Origin of the sequence: Stutzerimonas stutzeri, from assembly GCF_000590475.1 — a bacterium.
Classification (GTDB): Bacteria; Pseudomonadota; Gammaproteobacteria; order Pseudomonadales; family Pseudomonadaceae; genus Stutzerimonas; species Stutzerimonas stutzeri_D.
In genome coordinates this window covers 1063374-1080745 of sequence record NZ_CP007441.1, presented here as the reverse complement: position 1 = coordinate 1080745, position 17372 = coordinate 1063374, and the positions used below count along the sequence as shown (strand labels likewise).

The window sequence follows — 17372 nt, the reverse complement described above, 5'->3', positions numbered from 1 at the left end:
CGATCATGAACCCCTAGCCATCTATGCGGCACGATGCGCCGCACCTCTCAAGTTTCGACTTCGCGCAGGAGAAAGGTGTCGCTCAGCACCTGCCCCCGCGGCAATCCCGCAAGAAACATGCGCTTGGCGCAGTCATCGACAAATCCACTTCCCCCGCAAATCAGGGCGATTTCCTGGCGCGACGTAGCGCGTATGGATTGCAGACGATCAGGTGCCTGTTCGGAGTCGACCCACTCGATACTCAGATTTCTATGGCGGTCCGCGAGACGTTCCAACGAAGCTCGCAGGTAGGACACACCTCGACAAAAATGCAGCAGCCGTATCGGCCCGAGATGATCCTGGCGCAGCGCCTCGCGCAATAGGCCCCACAGGGGTGCAAGCCCGGTACCAGCCGCTAACAGCAATAGTGGTCGCGTCTGCCATTCGGGTTCGTAGCGCAGCGCGCCGGCATGCAGCTGACCGAGGCGCAGGCTGTCTCCCATGCTCAGCGCGCGCGCTGAATCGCAGAAAGCACCGCGATTGCGGCAATCGAGGTGAAACTCAAGCCAGGGATCTTCTCCGGGTACGCTCGCCAACGAATAAGGCCGGGCAACGCCACGGTCGCTCCACAACAGCACGTGCTCGCCGGCGCGGTATCGCAGCGGTCGTTCGGGCAATACGCGCAACCGCAGGACCTGCCCGTCGAGCCAATCGAGCCCTTCCACTCGCGCCGCCAGCCCCTCGCGTGCCGGATCGTACACGGCGATGCTGAGGTCTTCGGTCACGGCGCATTGGCAGGCAAGTCTCCAACCCTGCATGCGCTGGTCAGCAACGAGCGCATCCGGGCGGGCATCCTGCGGATCACCCTTCAGGCAGCGCACCAGGCAGGCATGACAGCTGCCCGCACGGCAGCTGTAGGGCACATTCAAGCCAGCACTATTGAGCGCATCGAGCAAGTTGCTGCCCCCGCTCACGGTCCAGGTCCTAGCGCCGCAGGTGATCTCAGGCATCGGCCGTCGCCCAGCTTGCCTCGCAGCGATTACGTCCGTTGGCCTTGGCCTGATAGAGCGCCGTGTCGGCGCGCTGCAGGGACTCGTCCAGATTGTCGCCGGCGTTGAGCAACGTTAGTCCGACCGACAGGCTGAGATGTCCCGCCTGCAACTGCACATCCAACGGCTGAGCATTGGCAAACGCCTCGCGCAGGCGCTCGCAACAGGCACTGAACTGCTCAGCATCGGTGTGCGGCAACAACAGGACGAACTCCTCTCCGCCATAACGGGCAAGAATATCGCCGTCGCGCAGGCACGAGCGCGCCACCGAGGCGAAGGTTTGCAGCACGCGATCGCCCGTGGCGTGCCCGTGCAGATCGTTTACCCGCTTGAAATGATCGAGATCGATCAATGCGAGGCCAGACTGATGCCCCGCCCGCAACCGGCCCAATTCCGCCTCGGCTCGTCGAATGAAATGACGGCGGTTGTACAACCCGGTCAGCTCGTCGGTGGAAGCCAGATCCTCCAGCTGCCGCATCATGCCGCGCAGCGTTTCCTGGTGCGCCTGCAAGGCGAAACGGCGCTGACGCATGCGCTGACGCAGCTTGTAGACGTAACCGACGAACAGGCACATCCAGATGAGCGTCACCAGCAATACGCCTGCTTCCAGCAGCGCTGCCTGCGGGTCGCCGAGACGATCCAGCTGCGCATCGCACAGCGACATACCGACGAAACTGAAAAGCGCCAGTACGGCGTAGCGGATGAATATTTTCGGTGGCAGAAACACGGCGAACATCAGCACCAGCACATAGAGCACCAGCAGAGAGCCGCGACTGTCGCCGAGATTGAACAGGAAGAAGGTCAGCCAGAGCAGCGCAACCAGCACCTGCGGCTCGGTCAGACTGGGGTCGCGAAAGCGCAGGTTGTAACCGCGGTAGAACACCAAGAAGAACCCTAGCTGACTGACCAGAATCATCACGGAGCCCGCTATAGCGGTGTCCAATGGCGCCTGGTAGAAGCCACCAGCGACGGTAATCCACGTCAGTAGCAAGGCGAGCCCGTAGGTTCCGGCTGCCATGCCGAAGCGCTTGGTGACCAGCTGCTGTAGCGCCTGCTGATCGCTTTCGTCACGAGTCACGCGCATGGAATCCTTCCCATAGTGGCAATTAGACATACTTTACGCTGACCTGTTGCAAAAGCCTACAAGCCCCGGGCCTTCTGCCGATGTCAGCAACCGATCGTCCCAACTGCGGCGGTTCTGCCACCTTCCGCGCGGTCATTCCAGGTGCCTTCTGCCCGAGCGACACAGGCGTATTGTTGTCAGTGCACGATTTACGCTCGGCATCGCCACGCCAGTGTCGTTGTGCATCCCTTCACCTTTAGTCCGTCTGTGTACCCTGCGGTGCAGCAGGTTATACTGCCGCGCATTTTTTAACCTGAGCGCGTCGGCCAAGTCTCCGCGCGCCTTGTCTCCGCCCCGCCAAGAGGACGCGCTGCATGACCGTGATCAAGCAAGACGACCTGATACAAAGCGTCGCTGACGCTTTGCAGTTCATTTCCTATTACCACCCCGTCGACTTCATCCAGGCGATGCACGAGGCCTACCTGCGCGAGGAATCGCCAGCAGCTCGCGATTCCATGGCACAGATTCTGATCAACTCGCGGATGTGCGCGACCGGTCATCGGCCGATCTGCCAGGATACCGGCATCGTTACCGTATTCGTGCGCGTGGGTATGGATGTGCGCTGGGACGGCGCCACCATGAGCCTGGACGACATGATCAACGAGGGCGTTCGCCGCGCCTATAATCTGCCGGAAAACGTTCTGCGGGCTTCGATCCTCGCCGACCCGGCAGGTTCCCGCAAGAACACCAAAGACAACACGCCGGCGGTCATTCACTACTCCATCGTTCCCGGTGACAAGGTGGAAGTGGACGTTGCGGCCAAAGGCGGCGGTTCGGAAAACAAGTCGAAGATGGCCATGCTCAACCCGTCCGACTCCATCGTCGACTGGGTATTGAAGACCGTGCCGACCATGGGCGCCGGCTGGTGTCCGCCGGGCATGCTCGGCATCGGCATCGGCGGCACCGCCGAAAAGGCCGCGGTGATGGCGAAGGAAGTCCTGATGGAATCCATCGACATCCATGAACTCAAGGCCCGCGGTCCGCAGAACCGCATTGAAGAGCTGCGTCTGGAGCTGTTCGAGAAGGTCAACCAGCTGGGCATCGGCGCCCAGGGCCTGGGCGGCCTGACCACCGTGCTCGACGTGAAGATCATGGACTACCCGACCCACGCCGCCTCGCTGCCGGTGTGCATGATCCCCAACTGCGCTGCCACCCGTCATGCACACTTCGTGTTGGACGGTTCCGGCCCTGCCGAGCTCACCCCACCGCCGCTGGACGCCTACCCGGAAATCGTCTGGGAAGCGGGCCCGAGCGCACGTCGCGTCAACCTCGATACCATCACCCCGGAAGAAGTGCAGAGCTGGAAGCCGGGCGAAACCGTCCTGCTCAACGGCAAGATGCTCACCGGCCGCGACGCCGCGCACAAGCGCATGGTCGACATGCTGAACAAGGGTGAAGAACTGCCGGTGGACCTCAAGGGTCGCTTCATCTATTACGTCGGTCCAGTCGATCCGGTCGGTGATGAAGTGGTGGGCCCGGCAGGCCCAACCACTGCGACGCGTATGGACAAGTTCACCCGTCAGATCCTCGAGAGCACCGGCCTGCTGGGCATGATTGGCAAGTCCGAGCGCGGCCCAATCGCCATCGAGGCGATCAAGGACAACAAGGCGGTGTATCTGATGGCGGTCGGCGGCGCGGCTTACCTAGTTGCCCAGGCGATAAAAAAGTCCAAGGTGCTGGCCTTCGCCGAACTGGGCATGGAAGCCATCTACGAGTTCGAAGTGAAGGACATGCCGGTCACCGTGGCCGTCGATGCCAATGGTGAGTCGGTACACATCACCGGGCCGGCGATCTGGCAGAAGAAGATTTCGGACAGCCTGGCCGTCGAAGTGCAGTAAGCAACACCCACAAAAAAGCCCGGCTCAATGCCGGGCTTTTTGTTTTCACGTGCTAACCGCTCGACCAAAGCGCGCACTCCCCGTGCCGCGTCTTCAAATGCGCGGCCGCGCTGCATGGTCTGGTCAGCCTTGGTCACGCTGCCGTCGGTGCTGACAGCAATGCTGGTGACCTGCCGCGCGATGTCTTCGGCCACGTGTTAGTCGCTGATGCGCCGGAAATTTCCGCTCGATGTTGCTTACCGGCCCGTTATTTCTCATCGCCCCGATTTCAATGATGGCAATTCGCTAACAAAACCGACTCGTCGGTCATAACGAATCAAACTGTTCCAAGGAATCGATCGGATGGGGCTAACTTGAGCCGGACTTCGATTAATAAAACGATTTGGGTGAATCACAGGACGCTGCATTACGAAAAATCAGTCGGGAGATCGACGGAGCTGAACGAACAATGCCTCGACCTTCGCCCTCGCCCAGGGCGTCTTGCGCAAGAAGGTCAGGCTCGATTTGATGCTGGGGTCGCTTTTGAAGCAGCGAATGTCCACCCGCGCGGCCAGCCCGCCCCACCCGAAATGTGCCTGAAGCTCCACCAGAATGGATTCCAGCGTTACGCCGTGGAGAGGATCTTTTGCCTGGGTCATGGTGTATCGAGCCTGAAAGAACGCTTCAACGAAAAAGGCCCGCCGAGGCGGACCTTGTAGACAGCACGCCATATTACAGGCTGATGCGTGTGCCGAGCACCTCAAGGAAAGCGGCTAGCCACTCGGGATGCGCCGGCCATGCCGGTGCGGTAACCAGGTTGCCGTCGGTGTGCGCCTTGTCGACACCAATATCGACGAACTCGCCCCCAGCCAGCTTCACTTCCGGTGCACAGGCTGGATAGGCACTGCAGGCACGGCCTTCGAGAATCCCAGCAGCAGCCAGCAGCTGAGGACCATGGCACACCGCAGCGATCGGCTTTTGCGCCTCGCTGAACGCCCTGACCAGGCTTAGCACCTGATCGTTGAGCCGCAAATACTCCGGCGAACGCCCACCTGGCACCACCAGTGCATCGTAATCTTCGGCACGCACCGCGTCGAAATCGAAGTTCAGCGCAAAATTATGGCCCGGCTTTTCGCTATAGGTCTGATCGCCTTCGAAGTCGTGGATCGCTGTACGCACCGTGTCGCCGGCCTTTTTGTCCGGACAGACGGCGTGCACCGTATGACCGACCATCTGGAGCGCCTGAAACGGCACCATGGTTTCGTAGTCTTCGACGTAGTCGCCGACCAGCATCAGAATTTTCTTGGCAGCCATCGGAACACTCTCCAGTCAGATGAAACGTTGCGGCGGTCCGGACCGCCGTCAGCCACTTCGGTTGAATATATTGATCGTGAGCCTATCGAGCAGGCCCCACATGCGCTGATAGATGCGCTGGCTCAGCGGACGCGAGTGCCACTGCTGCAGATCGATTTCCAGGCTGTGGGAAAAATCGTGCTCGAAGCTCTCCGCAACCGAGGCACTGAATTGCGTGTCGACCGCCTCGAGATTTGCTTCCAGGTTCCAGCGCAGATTCCAATGATCGAAATTGCATGAGCCGACGCTTACCCAGTCATCGACCAGCACCATTTTCAGATGAACGAAGTGTGGCTGATATTCATGAATACGCACGCCAGCGCGCAGCAATCTCGGGTAATAGCGCTGCCCCGCGTAACGAATCGATGGGTGGTCGGTATTTCGGCTGGTCAGCAACAGTTGTACGTCGACACCGCGTCTCGCGGCACGCATCAACTCACGACGAACACGGCCGGTAGGTAGGAAATAAGGCGTTGCCAGCCAGATCCGGCGCTCCGCACGCCGCAGATTGCGCAGCAGGCTGTGAAGAATGTCACGATGCTGTCGCGCCGCTGAATAGGCAACCCGACCCATGCCATCATCGAACGTGGGATTGGCCGGGACCTTGGGCAATCGTTGCGGTAATGGCAGCTGCCAGATCCGCCTTTCCAGACACAACGCCCACTGGACATCGAACAGGCGCCGCCAGTCCTCCAGTAACGGACCGGAAATTTCAACCATTGCTTCGTGCCAGTGCTCTTCGGGATTTGCAGGGTTCCAGAACTCGTCAGTGGCCCCGGCACCGCCAACGAAACAGCACGCGTCATCGATCAGAATCAGTTTGCGATGATCTCGGTGCAGGTTGCGAAACTTCAACCGAAGTTTCAGCGGGTTGTATTGGCGCAGATCGACTCCCGCATCGGTCAGCCGTTGCCGGGCCTTCTGGCCCAGCTTGAGGCAGCCGAAACCATCGAACAGACAGCGCACTCGCACACCACGCTCGGCGGCCGCGACCAGGCTATCGATCAGCCGATCCGCGCACTGCCCGTCCTCGACGAGATACAGCTCGATATCCACCCGGCGATCGGCGGCATCGATACTCGCCAGCATGCGCGGGAAGAATGCCGGCCCGTCGATCAACAGCTGGAAGCGATTGCCTTCTCGCCAGGGGAAGACCTCCCCGGCCAGTATCATGACACGGCGCTCCACAAAGAGGCCGCGCGCTGAGCAAGGGTGGCAATACAGCTGAAAGACATTGAATTCCTTGTCTGGGTGAACACCGGACGCCAATCGCGAGCGCCGCTGAACCTGTGAAGATTGACTCGTGCTGTCACAGCACGCCTGTTATAGGTTCGCGCCGCAACGAGGAGTTCCCGAGGTGTCGCCATTACCTGTTTTACCCCTGATCGCCTTCAGGGGTCAGCCCAAACCCCTTCGCAGCCTGTGCGAGCCGCTTGGCCTGCGCACCACGCGCCAGTTGCAGCACGCCGCGGTCGCGCTGCCAAAGATCCAGCCACTGCCTTGGGCCTAGCGCCAGCGCGGCCTCCACCTCATCGGCAAGCCCTGCAAATTGTAGATTCAGCGAAGCCAGTAACAGGTGCGTTGCGGATTCTGCAGGCGAAAGTCGCGAAACCTCAGCCGCGCCCGCCAATAGCCCCAAGAGCTGCAATTGCAACCGTTGCGGCCAGCCACATTCCAAGCTGAGGCCGTAAAGCCAACTGACCAGAGCCGCCAGCACATGCAGATCTTCCAGCGTGCGGAACGGTTTGACGTAGTCGTCCCAGCCATCACCGGCCAACCGGCGACATGCCGCACCTTCCAGCCGCAGGCGACCATGCGGAATATCCACCAGCAAAGGTAACGGCGGCCTCGCCTCGACGATCACACCGCGCTCACCGCAACCGACCACGCACAGACTCAGCCGCGGAGGCTCGCCGGGCGCCTCATCGCGCGCAGGCACCAATAGCCAGGTCGCGGCAGAGCCCGCTGTGACGAAATCCTTGCATCCCGTCAGCAGCAGCTCGTCCAGACGAGTCAGCATGTCGGCTGGACGCAGCGAACGGTTCTCGGTGGCGCACAACGCACCGAGACCCTCTGGCGCGGCCGGCCAAAGTCGTCGCAACGCAGCTTGGTAGCCCGCTAGAAAGGCCAGCCCCGGCGTGGCCGCCAGTCTCCCGCCCAGCACCGCCAGCTCGAAAGGCCCGTTCGCACCTCGCGACTGTAGATCGGCGAACCAATCGTCCAGTGCAGCAGGCGGCGGCAGGCGTTGCAGCGGGACGAGCAGCTCATGCCAAAACATCGACTCTCTCCACGGTTTCAGCGAGGTAATAGCCAATGGCGATTACCGTCATCCAAGCATCATCGATCCGTAACAGTCGTGACACTGCCTCTGCCTAGCCTGAGTCGGCATCACTGATTGACGGAACGCCAACCATAACAATCAAGCGCTCCGAATGCATTGCCACGCCAAGGCTGACCAGGAGACAGGGTATGACCACCATCGCTTTTCCTCGCACTACGCGGCGCCTGCAAGCAGAGCGCCTATGCGGACAAGCCGCGCTGCTCGAAGCCCAGGCCTTGCGCTATCGGGTGTTCAGCAGCGAGTTCGGTGCACAGCTGCAAGGCGCCGAAGCCGGACTGGACCGCGACGACTTCGACATGCACTGCAGCCACATCGGCGTCCGCGATCTCGACAGCGGCGAACTGGTCGCTACCACACGCTTGCTCGATAACCTGACGGCACGCCGGCTTGGGCGCTTCTATAGCGAAGAGGAGTTCAGCCTGCAAGGCCTGGCGGAACTGGACGCACCGATCCTAGAGATCGGCCGCACCTGTGTGCACCCGGCCTATCGAAACGGGGCGACCATCGCCGTGCTCTGGGGCGAGCTGGCGGAAGCCCTGAACCAGGGCGGTTATCGCTACCTGATGGGCTGCGCCAGCATTCCGATGCGCGACGGCGGCGTCCAGGCTCAAGCGATCATGCAGCGCCTGCGCGAGCGGTATCTGTGCACCGAGCTGCTGCACGCCAACCCGAAGAATCCATTGCCCGCGCTGGAGCTGCCGGACAATGTGATCGCAGAAACCCCGCCGCTGCTCAAGGCCTATCTGCGACTCGGGGCGAAAATCTGCGGCGAGCCGTGCTGGGACCCGGACTTCCAGGTCGCCGACGTCTTCATCCTGCTCAAACGCGACGAGCTGTGCCCGCGCTACGCACGCCACTTCAAGGCGGCCATCTGAATGAGCAGGCTGCGGTTGTACGTGCGGCTGGTGCGCTTGTGTGGGGTGATTGCGATCGGCCTGTCGATCGCCAGCGTGCTGAAGCTCCACGCTTTAGTCGGAATCAGGACATCTCAGGCAACGCGTCATCAGGCGTGCCGCTGGTTTCTCGCCCGGCTGGCCGCAGCGCTGCCGTACGAGGTTCGAGTGACCGGCACCCTCCCCGCTCAGCCGATGCTATGGCTTGCCAATCACTTGTCCTGGACGGACATTCCGCTGCTTGGAATGCTGCAGCCGATGACCTTTCTGGCCAAATCCGAAGTACGTCAATGGCCATTGCTCGGCTGGCTTGCTGCCGAGGCGGGCACGCAGTTCATTCGGCGTGGAGGCGGCGACAGCAGCACGCTGAATCAGCTATTGAGCGCCGAGCTGAAGCAGGGTCGCACTCTGCTGATCTTTCCCGAAGGCACGACCACGGACGGTAGGACTTTGCACACCTTTCATTCACGACTGCTGGCGTGTGCGATCGAAACCGGTACACCGATCCAGCCGGTGGCCATCCGCTATTTGCGCGACGGCGAAGCCGATCCCATCGCGCCATTCATCGGTGATGACGACCTGCTTGCGCATTTATTCCGGCTTCTGGCTGCCGAGGTCGCAGTAGTCGAGATTAAGTTACTGCAACCCATCGACAGCCGCGGCATGGAGCGCAATCGACTTGCCCGTACCTGTCACACCGCCATTGCCGGCGCACTGTATGGCACAGCCACCCCGACATCCGTAGCAGCCTGACCCAAGCCGAGCGCAAGGAAGCACTGCTAGACTGTCCGCATGAACTATCTCGCACATCTGCATCTCGGCGGCTCGCAGCCCGGCGAACTGCTCGGCAGTCTCTACGGCGACTTCGTCAAGGGACCCCTGCAAGGCCGCTGGCCCGCCGATATCGAAGCCGGAATTCGCCTGCACCGGCAAATCGATGCCTATACCGACAGCCATCCCCTGGTGCTGCAAGCCAAGCAGCGCTTTCCCAGCGAACGGCGACGCTACGCAGGGATATTGATCGACCTGTTTTTCGACCACTGCCTGGCCGCGCACTGGCATGAATACGCCGATGAACCCCTGCAGCTATTCACCGCGCGGGTCTATCAGGTGTTGCATGAGGAGCCCGAGCTGCCCGGCAAGCTGGCCTATATAGCGCCACGCATGGCGGCTCAGGACTGGCTCGGCAGTTACCGCGAGTTCGCGGTAATGGAGCAAGTGGTGGCTGGCATGAGTCGCCGGCTCTCGCGCCCGGAAGGGTTGGCGGGCGGGGTCGCTGAGCTGGAGCGGCTATACGTCCCGCTCCAACAAGACTTTCGCGAGTTCTATCCGCAACTGCAGGCATTCGCGCGACTCAACGGCTCCGATTCAAGCGCTGTCGATCAGCTGACGTAATCGGCGCTCGCCTCGAAATGCGCTCAGCCCCGCAGGGCTGCAGCGAAGCGTTCCAGCCAGGGCTCCGCGTCGCTTTCGGGTGTCACCGTTTCGCTGGCATCAAGACGCAGCATGTCCTGCACCTCGCGCACGCCCAGCTCGGCGTACAACTCTCGGACCAGCTCACCGCCACCGCAAAAGGTATCGCCATAGCTGGCGTCGCCCAGCGCGATGACGCCGCCCGGCAAGCCCTGCCATGCCGGAAACTGATCGCGAATGGCTGAGTACAGCGGGATGAAGTTGTCGGGCAATTCGCCCATACCGGTAGTGGCCGTCACGACCAGTAGCGCTTGCGGCGCGAAGTCGACGATCTGCGCAAGCTGCGCACGCGGGTCGTGCCAGGTATCGAAACCCGTCGCCTTCAGAAATGATGCAGCATGGCGGGCGACGTCTTCGGCGGTGCCATAGACCGTACCGGAGAGGATGGCGACTTTCATGGTGGGCTCCGTTGCGAATTGAAGCGAAGCATTATGCCGCATTCGGCCTTTGCCTTCGTCTGCCCGGATCTACACTTGCGGTAAGGCGCGCTGCTCAGGGAACCAATCGGCAAAAACCTTGTCGCAAGGCGGTCCTGGCAAAGGATCTCGCGGACGCCGAGGGCACCGGAGCGTCGAAGGTATGGGTAGCCCTGTCCTGCTGCTCTTGAGAGGGAAATCGGGATGGCGAAGAAAACGGTTCTCACCAGCGCCGAGCTGGCGTACATCAACGAGCTCGTGAACGGCTCGCCAGTCGAGTCGGGAGAATTGCGGTCTGGCTTTCGCGTGGATGGGGGTGAGAAGGCCAATGGCCTGCTGCTGCAATTGGCTGCGAAAGCCAATCTGACGCTCGAGGCCGAACTCGAAGACTATTGCATGTCGTTCCCCCTGCAGCTGAACCAGGACGAATTCCAGGCGATCCAGCTACAACTTGCACCGCCGACAATCTACGAGCGCGGGCCGGTTCTTCGCGCCTGGCGCCTGCATCTGGATGAGCCCTTGCCGCTGCTTTCCAACGACGGTAGCGAGACCGCGTTGAGCGTCCATGAGTTGTCTCCCAACGGCCTGCTGGTGGATACAGGACCAAAAAGGAAGGCACCCAAGCATCTTCACCTGCGTCTGGCGCTCCCGGGCGAGGCCTCGCTCGAAATCGACGCGCACCGGATTCGCGACGCCGCTGGCGGCATGACCGCCTACGAAGTCGAGTATCCACAGGACAGGGACGCCGAACGCATTCGCTCGTATCTGTACGAACAGCACCAGCGCCTGCATCCGGAGCTGCAGCCGGAGCTTCCGACGGAAACGCTCGCCGATACACCCGAGCACTCCTAGCGGCATCGCATGGCCGTGGATTCGCGAGCGAGCCGGTAGTGAGGTACGGTATCGCCCCCTGAGGTAAGCTTGGCGCCATGCATGCCCCATGCCCCGACAGCCGACTTCCAGCGAAGACCATGAATCAGCCAAAGGCCCCAATTCTGATTACCGGTGCCAGTCAGCGCATCGGCTTGCATTGCGCTGAGCGCCTGCTCGATGACGGCCAGCCGGTGATCGTCAGCTATCGCACGCCCCGCCCCAGCCTCGAGCGGTTACGCGAGCGAGGCGCGGTAACGCTGCAGGCGGATTTTTCCGGTGCGGCAGGCATCCATGTCTTCATCGCGGCGCTGAAGCAGCAGACCGACACCCTGCGCGCAGTCGTTCACAACGCCTCGGACTGGCACCCTGAGACGCCGGGGGAGGAAGCCGAGGTGTTCCAGCGCATGTTCGAGGTCCACATGCTCGCGCCCTACTTGATCAATCTCCATTGCGCCGAGCTGCTGCGACACGGCGGCGCGGCGGACATCATCCACATTGGCGACGACGTCACCCGCACAGGCAGCAAGAAGCACATCGCCTACGCAGCCAGCAAAGCCGGACTGGACAACCTCACCCTTTCGTTTGCGGCCAGCCTGGCGCCGAACATCAAGGTCAACGGCATCGCGCCTGCCCTGATACAGTTCAACGAAGGCGATGACGAGGCGTATCGACGCAAGGCGCTGGCCAAATCCGCGCTAGGTATCGAACCCGGCGCCGAAGTGATCTACCGGAGCCTGCGCTATCTGCTCGATAATCCCTATGTCACCGGCACCACACTGACCGTCAACGGTGGCCGTCACCTGATCTGATTGCGAAGGAATCCCATGCCCAGACTGGAACCCGCCATGGCGCGCATCCGCGTCAAAGACCTGCGACTACGCACCTTCATCGGCATCAAGGAAGAGGAAATCCTCAACAAACAGGATGTTCTGATCAACCTGACGATGCTTTATCCAGCGGCCGATGCCGTGCGCGACAACGATATCGAGTATGCGTTGAACTACCGCACCATTACCAAAGCCATCATCCAACACGTCGAGGACAACCGCTTCGCCCTCCTCGAGCGGCTCACGCAGGAAATCCTTGATCTGGTCATGGCACATCCGCAAGTGCGTTACGCCGAGGTCGAAGTCGACAAGCCACACGCATTGCGCTTCGCCGAATCGGTGTCAATCACGCTGGCCGCCCATCGCGACTGAGCCCCGCATCAGTCACTGCCGTAGGCGACAGTGGTCATTAGCGCGCGGTCACCACTGCGGGCGTCCAGCCGGGTATGCTGAACGACCACAGGCACGTTCGAGACGAATACGCTGGCGTAATCGATCTCGCGCGGCACTGCCTCGGGGTCCTGCAAATCATCGAAACGCAGGTGTAGCGTGCGCCTCCCAGGGACCCGGATATCGTATGGGCCGACCGGCTCTCGATCGGCGAAGTACAGGGTCAACTCGATCACCGCCTCCAGCGGGCCCGCGTTGAGAATGCAGGCCGTTTCGTGGCTCCTCAGCGCCGGCTCGTCGGGCTTGGGCCCTAAAGCTGGCAGGTAACCTTCGGCAATTACCCAGTGTCTCTTTCCAATCACGTGCGAACTCCTCTGCGGAATGGCTGGCCAGCTTATTCAGCGGAGGTGAACCTGCGCGCTAAAGTTCCCTGCCGGTATCTGGCTCAGGGCATCCGTCGAGGTTATGATCCAGCCCACGTCTGCAACGCCGAGACCCAGAAAAAATGAACGATCAAGAACGCACCGAACTCGAAGCCGCCGCCTTCCGCCGCCTGGTCCAGCATCTGCGCAGCCGACCGGACGCCCAGAACATCGACCTGATGAACCTGGCTGGTTTCTGCCGCAACTGCCTGTCGAAGTGGTACAAGGCCGCCGCCGAAGACCTGGACATCGAAGTCAGCATCGATGAGGCACGCGAAGAGGTCTATGGCATGCCATACGCCGAATGGAAGAAGCGCTACCAGACGGACGCGACGCCCGAGCAGCAGGCTGCCTTCGACAAGGGCCAGAAACCATGACCAGTCTCAGAGACTTTCGCGACAGCTTGCGCAATCGCAACCATCCGTTCAGCGAGACACTGGCCTTTATCGCCAATGCCTATGACTACCAGCCAAGCCGCTTTTTCAACGGCAACGTAGAGAATGCGGCCGGTGAGAACGAAGGCTCGTGCAAGACGCTTGGATTAGCAGTGCTGGAAGGCCTCACCACTGAAGAAACGCTGCTGGCCTTCGGCGAGCATTATCAATCGGTACTGGAAAACCCCAGCGGAACCGATCACCGCAACATTCGCGCCCTGATGGAAACCGGGCTGTCGGGCGTGCGTTTCGATCATCAGCCGCTGACGCGCAAGCCGATCAGTTTCGACCCGAAATAAAAGCAAAAAAAAAGGGCCGGCCAGCAGTTGGGGAAGGCTTGATAGCGGACGGCCCTGAAACCAAGGAGGAGTGTTCGGGGCTAAGTCTGACCAACAGACGCAACACTGACCATTGCACATTCTCGATTGCACGGATAGGCGATCCCTATAGGTTCGCCGCAGGCCAACCTGAGACTTTTCCCACCCAGCCAAAGCCGGTAAGGTCCGGACCGGTCCCATCTGGAGTGTCCTCTATGCCCATCGCCGCCCTTTCCGGCCCGCAGTACCTGCGTGAAGGCCTGAAGTTGATCCTGAGCCCGGGGCTACGTCTGTTCGTCATCCTGCCACTGACGGTCAATCTGCTGCTGTTCTGTGGGCTCATCTATCTCGCTCTGCGCCAGTTCAGCGGCTGGGTCGATGCCTTCATGCCGAGCCTGCCGGAGTGGCTGATGTTTCTGGAATACATCCTCTGGCCGTTGTTCGTGGTTCTGGTACTGCTGATGGTGTTCTTCACCTTCACCCTACTCGCCAACATCATCGCCGCTCCGTTCAACGGTTTTCTCGCTGAAAAGGTCGAAACGGTCGCGCGTGGCGAGGACAGCTCGCCACCGTTCAGCTGGGCCGAGCTGCTGGCGATGCTGCCACGTACCATCGGGCGCGAAGCGCGCAAGCTGGCCTACTTCGCACCTCGCGCGATTGCACTGCTGATTCTGTCATTCATTCCGGTGGTCAACCTCTTTGCGGCCCCTCTGTGGCTGCTGTTCGGCGTCTGGATGATGGCAGTGCAGTACATCGACTATCCGGCAGACAACAACAAGATGAGCTGGGCGGAAATGATGCTGTGGCTGCGCCAACGACGCTGGAAGAGCCTGAGCTTCGGCGCGGTGACCTATGCCGCATTGCTCATACCTGTGCTCAACCTGCTCATCATGCCGGCGGCGGTGGCTGGCGCCACGCTGTTCTGGGTTCGCGAAGGCGGAAAGAAGCACTTGGTACCTGCTGCACCTGAGTGAACGATGAATCGCAGGGCTGTCTAGATCAGAACACCCTCGGATCAGGAGACTCGCAAATGGCACTTCGCGCACTGGCGATAAATTGCACGCTCAAGCGATCCCCCAACGACTCGTCCTGCAGCCTGCTGCTAAGCCAGGCCGAGCGCGAACTGGAACAGCTCGGTGTGGCCTGTGAGCAAATACGCGCGGTGGATTTCAACATCGAACCGGGCGTGACATCCAACGAAGGGCCGAACGACGACTGGCCGGCGATCCGCGAAAAGATTCTTGCTGCCGATATCCTTCTTCTGGGTACACCGATCTGGCTGGGCCATCCGTCCAGCGTCTGCCAACGAGTGCTCGAGCGGCTCGATGCCTTTCTCGGCGAGGTGGATGAGCAGCAGCGCATGATGTCTTACGGTCGAGTCGCCTGCGTAGCCGTGGTGGGTAACGAGGACGGCGCCCACCACGTGGTGGCCGAGTTGTTTCAAGGCCTGAACGATGTGGGCTTCAGCATCCCCGCCAATGGCTGTACCTACTGGGTCGGGCAGGCGATGGGCTCAATCGACTACAAGGACCTCGATAATCCTGGTGAAAAGATCACCAAGACCAACGCAATGCTTGCACGCAACGCTGTTCATCTGGCCAAGCTGCTCAAGCAAGCTGGCTATCCAGGCGCGTCGGGCTAGCACGATTGCACCGACGCCATCCTTGGGGCCGGTGCAACGCGATCCTGCGAAGCGGCACGATCACCGCTTCAATGATTGCGAAAGTCAGGCCAGGGTCTTCAACGCCTCACGGCTGAACGGCAGAATGTCCTGCATGCGACCTTCCCGAACTTTCAGTGCCCAGTCCGGATCGCAGATCAACGCACGTCCCACCGCAACCAGATCAAACTCCTGCTTGTTCAGACGCTCCAGCAGGCCTTCGATATTCGCCGGCTGCGCCACCTTGTCAGTCTTGACCATGAACTGCAGGAATTCACCGTCGAGCCCCACGCTGCCTACCGTAATGGTCGGCTTGCTGGTCAACTGGCGGGTCCAACCGGCCAGGTTCAGGTCCGACCCCTCGAACTCCGCTTCCCAGAAGCGCCGTGTCGAACAATGGAAAATGTCTACGCCCGCCGTCGACAATGGCGCCAGGAACTCGCCGAGCGCCTCTGGCGTGGTCACCAGGCGTGCGGTGTAGTCCTGCTGTTTCCACTGCGAGAAGCGGAAGATAATCGGGAAATCTGCACCCACTGCGGCCCGAACGGCTTCGATCAACTCGACGGCGAAACGGGAGCGATTGGCCAGACTGCCGCCGTACTCATCGGAGCGCTGATTGCTGCCTTCCCAGAAAAACTGATCGATCAGGTAGCCATGCGCACCGTGAATCTCAACTCCATCCATCCCAATCGCCTTGGCATCCGCAGCAGCCTGCGCGAACGCCGCGATAACGTCCTGGATGTCCTGTTTGCTCATGCCATGCACCACGACCTGGCCTTCCTTGAGCTTCTCCATCGGACCGAAGCCCGGCACTTCCGCCTCCGGTTCGGTGCCTTTGCGACGGACGTTGCCGACATGCCAGAGCTGCGGAACGATCTTGCCACCGGCCGCGTGTACAGCCTCAACCACCGCCTTCCAGCCTTTCAGCGCGTCCTCGCCATAGAAGCGCGGCACGTGCGGATAGCCGTTGGCTGCCTTGTGCCCAACCGTGGTGCCCTCGGTGATGATCAGCCCAACGCCCGATGCAGCACGGCGACGGTAGTACTCGACGACATCGGCGGTCGGCACGCCGTTCGGCGAGAAGGACCGGGTCATCGGCGCCATCACCACGCGGGTCGGCAGTTGCAGGTCGCCGAGCTGGAAGGGCTGAAACAGGGCGTTCACGGCAGCAGTCATTTTTATCTCCTCGTTAATTCATCGCATAAGCAAAAAAGCGACCGGTCGTCTTGCCGCTCGCCAAAAAAAATCAGCGCAACCTCAGCAGACGCTCCAGTTGCATCATAAAAGTCTCCAGCGGCGCGGCACGCGCCCCTACTTTCATGCGCAACAGCGCTCCTTCCCACGCATTGCCGACGAACTCGGCTAATGCCTGGCAATCGGTATGCGCTTCGATTTCACCGACCTGTCGAGCCTCCTCGAGACAGTCCGTCAGGATCGCAGCCGAACGCGACAGAACCGCTTCGACCTTTTGCCCTATGGGCTGGGAAAGCTCGGCCATCTCGAAGCTCAGGCTGCCGATGAAACAGTGATACTGCGGGCGTTCCTGGCGGACGAAATGCGCGACCAGCTCGGCGTAATAGCCAAGGATTCGCTCACGCGGGCTCAGCGCTGAGTTAGCGAGCGCGGCCTGATAGCGCTCCAGGCGCGGCTGGTAGAGGTGCTCCAGCGCCTGCAGGGCAAAATCTTCCTTGCTGGCGAAGTAGTGATAGAAGGAGCCTTTGGGAATGCCGGCCGCCTGGACGATTTCCAGCACACCGGTGCCGTGGTAGCCACGTAAGGTCATCACCTGGGCACCCTTGGCGAGGATCAGTTCACGCTTGTCGATTCGGGCTTGGTTGCTCATGCCCCCGAGCATATGACCGGTCGTCTCGCGAAAACAGCATCATCCATGGCGCTTATTGCGGCGCAATGATTACAGCGATGGCGACGCGAAAGGCGGCGACACCGGAGCGATGGGAACGAGATAAATAAGCGCAGCGGCCGATGCACTGCGCAAGAGGCACAT

General features: G+C 61.0%; 21 protein-coding genes. 11 read left to right on the top strand and 10 right to left on the bottom strand.

Going from position 1 to position 17372, the window contains the following annotated elements:
* Positions 1–47 precede the first annotated feature (47 nt).
* Entirely contained in the window at positions 48–989 is a 942-nt protein-coding gene (locus CH92_RS04965) for an iron-sulfur-binding ferredoxin reductase (protein WP_025240674.1), read from the bottom strand.
* Complete coding sequence (locus tag CH92_RS04960) at positions 982–2112, bottom strand: GGDEF domain-containing protein (RefSeq protein WP_025240673.1); 1131 nt, start codon at positions 2110–2112, stop codon at positions 982–984. Before CH92_RS04960 ends, CH92_RS04965 begins: the two co-directional genes overlap by 8 nt.
* 353 nt (positions 2113–2465) lie before the next feature.
* Between CH92_RS04960 and CH92_RS04955 the strand changes: the two genes are divergently transcribed.
* Positions 2466–3989, top strand: a complete 1524-nt coding sequence (locus CH92_RS04955) for a fumarate hydratase (protein ID WP_025240672.1) — start codon at positions 2466–2468, stop codon at positions 3987–3989.
* Between the two features lie 416 nt (positions 3990–4405).
* Here CH92_RS04955 and CH92_RS04950 read toward each other — a convergent pair whose 3' ends face one another.
* The 4 genes from CH92_RS04950 to CH92_RS04935 all read right to left on the bottom strand — a co-directional run bounded on the left by CH92_RS04950 (position 4406) and on the right by CH92_RS04935 (position 7599).
* Positions 4406–4627: a VF530 family DNA-binding protein gene (locus CH92_RS04950; RefSeq protein WP_025240671.1), complete on the bottom strand. Its 222-nt coding sequence runs from the start codon at positions 4625–4627 to the stop codon at positions 4406–4408.
* 73 nt (positions 4628–4700) lie between these two features.
* Positions 4701–5282 (bottom strand): DJ-1/PfpI family protein, encoded by a 582-nt coding sequence (locus CH92_RS04945; protein ID WP_025240670.1) that lies wholly within the window; start codon positions 5280–5282, stop codon positions 4701–4703.
* Between the two features lie 48 nt (positions 5283–5330).
* The gene (locus CH92_RS04940; RefSeq protein WP_038622841.1) at positions 5331–6494 is read right to left on the bottom strand and encodes a phospholipase D-like domain-containing protein; all 1164 of its coding nucleotides are present in this window, start codon (positions 6492–6494) and stop codon (positions 5331–5333) included.
* 202 nt (positions 6495–6696) lie between these two features.
* Complete coding sequence (locus CH92_RS04935) at positions 6697–7599, bottom strand: acyl-CoA dehydrogenase (protein WP_025240668.1); 903 nt, start codon at positions 7597–7599, stop codon at positions 6697–6699.
* A 191-nt stretch (positions 7600–7790) separates the two neighbouring features.
* Here CH92_RS04935 and olsB point away from each other — a divergent pair, with 191 nt between their 5' ends.
* Genes olsB through CH92_RS04920 form a run of 3 tightly spaced genes read left to right on the top strand, consistent with a single transcriptional unit; the run spans position 7791 to position 9950 of the window.
* Positions 7791–8537, top strand: a complete 747-nt coding sequence (gene olsB, locus CH92_RS04930) for an L-ornithine N(alpha)-acyltransferase (RefSeq protein ID WP_025240667.1) — start codon at positions 7791–7793, stop codon at positions 8535–8537.
* Positions 8538–9308, top strand: a complete 771-nt coding sequence (locus tag CH92_RS04925) for a lysophospholipid acyltransferase family protein (protein WP_025240666.1) — start codon at positions 8538–8540, stop codon at positions 9306–9308. It begins immediately after the preceding gene.
* Positions 9309–9347: 39 nt separating this feature from the next.
* A complete protein-coding gene (locus CH92_RS04920; protein ID WP_025240665.1) occupies positions 9348–9950 on the top strand; it encodes an ACP phosphodiesterase in 603 nt (200 codons plus the stop codon).
* A gap of 23 nt (positions 9951–9973) precedes the next feature.
* On the opposite strand, the gene CH92_RS04915 is transcribed toward CH92_RS04920, so the two are convergent.
* A complete protein-coding gene (locus CH92_RS04915; RefSeq protein WP_025240664.1) occupies positions 9974–10426 on the bottom strand; it encodes a flavodoxin in 453 nt (150 codons plus the stop codon).
* Positions 10427–10648: 222 nt separating this feature from the next.
* Between CH92_RS04915 and CH92_RS04910 the strand changes: the two genes are divergently transcribed.
* The 3 genes from CH92_RS04910 (at position 10649) to folX (ending at position 12516) form a co-directional block, all read left to right on the top strand.
* The gene (locus CH92_RS04910; protein WP_025240663.1) at positions 10649–11296 is read left to right on the top strand and encodes a hypothetical protein; all 648 of its coding nucleotides are present in this window, start codon (positions 10649–10651) and stop codon (positions 11294–11296) included.
* 119 nt (positions 11297–11415) lie between these two features.
* A complete protein-coding gene (folM, locus tag CH92_RS04905) occupies positions 11416–12126 on the top strand; it encodes a dihydromonapterin reductase (RefSeq protein ID WP_025240662.1) in 711 nt (236 codons plus the stop codon).
* 15 nt (positions 12127–12141) lie between these two features.
* Positions 12142–12516, top strand: a complete 375-nt coding sequence (gene folX / locus CH92_RS04900) for a dihydroneopterin triphosphate 2'-epimerase (protein WP_025240661.1) — start codon at positions 12142–12144, stop codon at positions 12514–12516.
* A gap of 8 nt (positions 12517–12524) precedes the next feature.
* On the opposite strand, the gene CH92_RS04895 is transcribed toward folX, so the two are convergent.
* The gene (locus tag CH92_RS04895; protein ID WP_025240660.1) at positions 12525–12896 is read right to left on the bottom strand and encodes a sensory rhodopsin transducer; all 372 of its coding nucleotides are present in this window, start codon (positions 12894–12896) and stop codon (positions 12525–12527) included.
* Positions 12897–13039: 143 nt separating this feature from the next.
* Between CH92_RS04895 and CH92_RS04890 the strand changes: the two genes are divergently transcribed.
* From CH92_RS04890 to CH92_RS04875, 4 genes are all read left to right on the top strand, one after another.
* Positions 13040–13333, top strand: a complete 294-nt coding sequence (locus tag CH92_RS04890; protein WP_025240659.1) for a DUF1244 domain-containing protein — start codon at positions 13040–13042, stop codon at positions 13331–13333.
* Entirely contained in the window at positions 13330–13689 is a 360-nt protein-coding gene (locus tag CH92_RS04885) for a HopJ type III effector protein (RefSeq protein ID WP_025240658.1), read from the top strand. The genes CH92_RS04890 and CH92_RS04885 overlap by 4 nt, the downstream gene beginning before the upstream one ends.
* 233 nt (positions 13690–13922) lie before the next feature.
* A complete protein-coding gene (gene cysZ / locus CH92_RS04880; RefSeq protein ID WP_025240657.1) occupies positions 13923–14681 on the top strand; it encodes a sulfate transporter CysZ in 759 nt (252 codons plus the stop codon).
* A 56-nt stretch (positions 14682–14737) separates the two neighbouring features.
* The gene (locus tag CH92_RS04875) at positions 14738–15349 is read left to right on the top strand and encodes a flavodoxin family protein (protein ID WP_025240656.1); all 612 of its coding nucleotides are present in this window, start codon (positions 14738–14740) and stop codon (positions 15347–15349) included.
* A gap of 84 nt (positions 15350–15433) precedes the next feature.
* Here CH92_RS04875 and CH92_RS04870 read toward each other — a convergent pair whose 3' ends face one another.
* Together CH92_RS04870 and CH92_RS04865 are read right to left on the bottom strand one after the other, a co-directional pair.
* On the bottom strand, positions 15434–16543 hold the full coding sequence (locus CH92_RS04870) for an NADH:flavin oxidoreductase (protein WP_025240655.1): 1110 nt from the start codon (positions 16541–16543) through the stop codon (positions 15434–15436).
* 70 nt (positions 16544–16613) lie between these two features.
* Complete coding sequence (locus CH92_RS04865; RefSeq protein WP_025240654.1) at positions 16614–17210, bottom strand: TetR/AcrR family transcriptional regulator; 597 nt, start codon at positions 17208–17210, stop codon at positions 16614–16616.
* Between the last annotated feature and the right edge of the window lie 162 nt (positions 17211–17372).

Bases quoted from the DNA above. Each gene is read 5' to 3' on its own strand.
- CH92_RS04965 (WP_025240674.1), bottom strand. From the start codon at position 989: ATGCCTGAGATCACCTGCGGCGCTAGGACCTGGACCGTGAGCGGGGGC.
- CH92_RS04960 (WP_025240673.1), bottom strand. From the start codon at position 2,112: ATGCGCGTGACTCGTGACGAAAGCGATCAGCAGGCGCTACAGCAGCTG.
- CH92_RS04955 (WP_025240672.1), top strand. From the start codon at position 2,466: ATGACCGTGATCAAGCAAGACGACCTGATACAAAGCGTCGCTGACGCT.
- CH92_RS04950 (WP_025240671.1), bottom strand. From the start codon at position 4,627: ATGACCCAGGCAAAAGATCCTCTCCACGGCGTAACGCTGGAATCCATT.
- CH92_RS04945 (WP_025240670.1), bottom strand. From the start codon at position 5,282: ATGGCTGCCAAGAAAATTCTGATGCTGGTCGGCGACTACGTCGAAGAC.
- CH92_RS04940 (WP_038622841.1), bottom strand. From the start codon at position 6,494: ATGATACTGGCCGGGGAGGTCTTCCCCTGGCGAGAAGGCAATCGCTTC.
- CH92_RS04935 (WP_025240668.1), bottom strand. From the start codon at position 7,599: ATGTTTTGGCATGAGCTGCTCGTCCCGCTGCAACGCCTGCCGCCGCCT.
- olsB (WP_025240667.1), top strand. From the start codon at position 7,791: ATGACCACCATCGCTTTTCCTCGCACTACGCGGCGCCTGCAAGCAGAG.
- CH92_RS04925 (WP_025240666.1), top strand. From the start codon at position 8,538: ATGAGCAGGCTGCGGTTGTACGTGCGGCTGGTGCGCTTGTGTGGGGTG.
- CH92_RS04920 (WP_025240665.1), top strand. From the start codon at position 9,348: ATGAACTATCTCGCACATCTGCATCTCGGCGGCTCGCAGCCCGGCGAA.
- CH92_RS04915 (WP_025240664.1), bottom strand. From the start codon at position 10,426: ATGAAAGTCGCCATCCTCTCCGGTACGGTCTATGGCACCGCCGAAGAC.
- CH92_RS04910 (WP_025240663.1), top strand. From the start codon at position 10,649: ATGGCGAAGAAAACGGTTCTCACCAGCGCCGAGCTGGCGTACATCAAC.
- folM (WP_025240662.1), top strand. From the start codon at position 11,416: ATGAATCAGCCAAAGGCCCCAATTCTGATTACCGGTGCCAGTCAGCGC.
- folX (WP_025240661.1), top strand. From the start codon at position 12,142: ATGCCCAGACTGGAACCCGCCATGGCGCGCATCCGCGTCAAAGACCTG.
- CH92_RS04890 (WP_025240659.1), top strand. From the start codon at position 13,040: ATGAACGATCAAGAACGCACCGAACTCGAAGCCGCCGCCTTCCGCCGC.
- CH92_RS04885 (WP_025240658.1), top strand. From the start codon at position 13,330: ATGACCAGTCTCAGAGACTTTCGCGACAGCTTGCGCAATCGCAACCAT.
- cysZ (WP_025240657.1), top strand. From the start codon at position 13,923: ATGCCCATCGCCGCCCTTTCCGGCCCGCAGTACCTGCGTGAAGGCCTG.
- CH92_RS04875 (WP_025240656.1), top strand. From the start codon at position 14,738: ATGGCACTTCGCGCACTGGCGATAAATTGCACGCTCAAGCGATCCCCC.
- CH92_RS04870 (WP_025240655.1), bottom strand. From the start codon at position 16,543: ATGACTGCTGCCGTGAACGCCCTGTTTCAGCCCTTCCAGCTCGGCGAC.
- CH92_RS04865 (WP_025240654.1), bottom strand. From the start codon at position 17,210: ATGAGCAACCAAGCCCGAATCGACAAGCGTGAACTGATCCTCGCCAAG.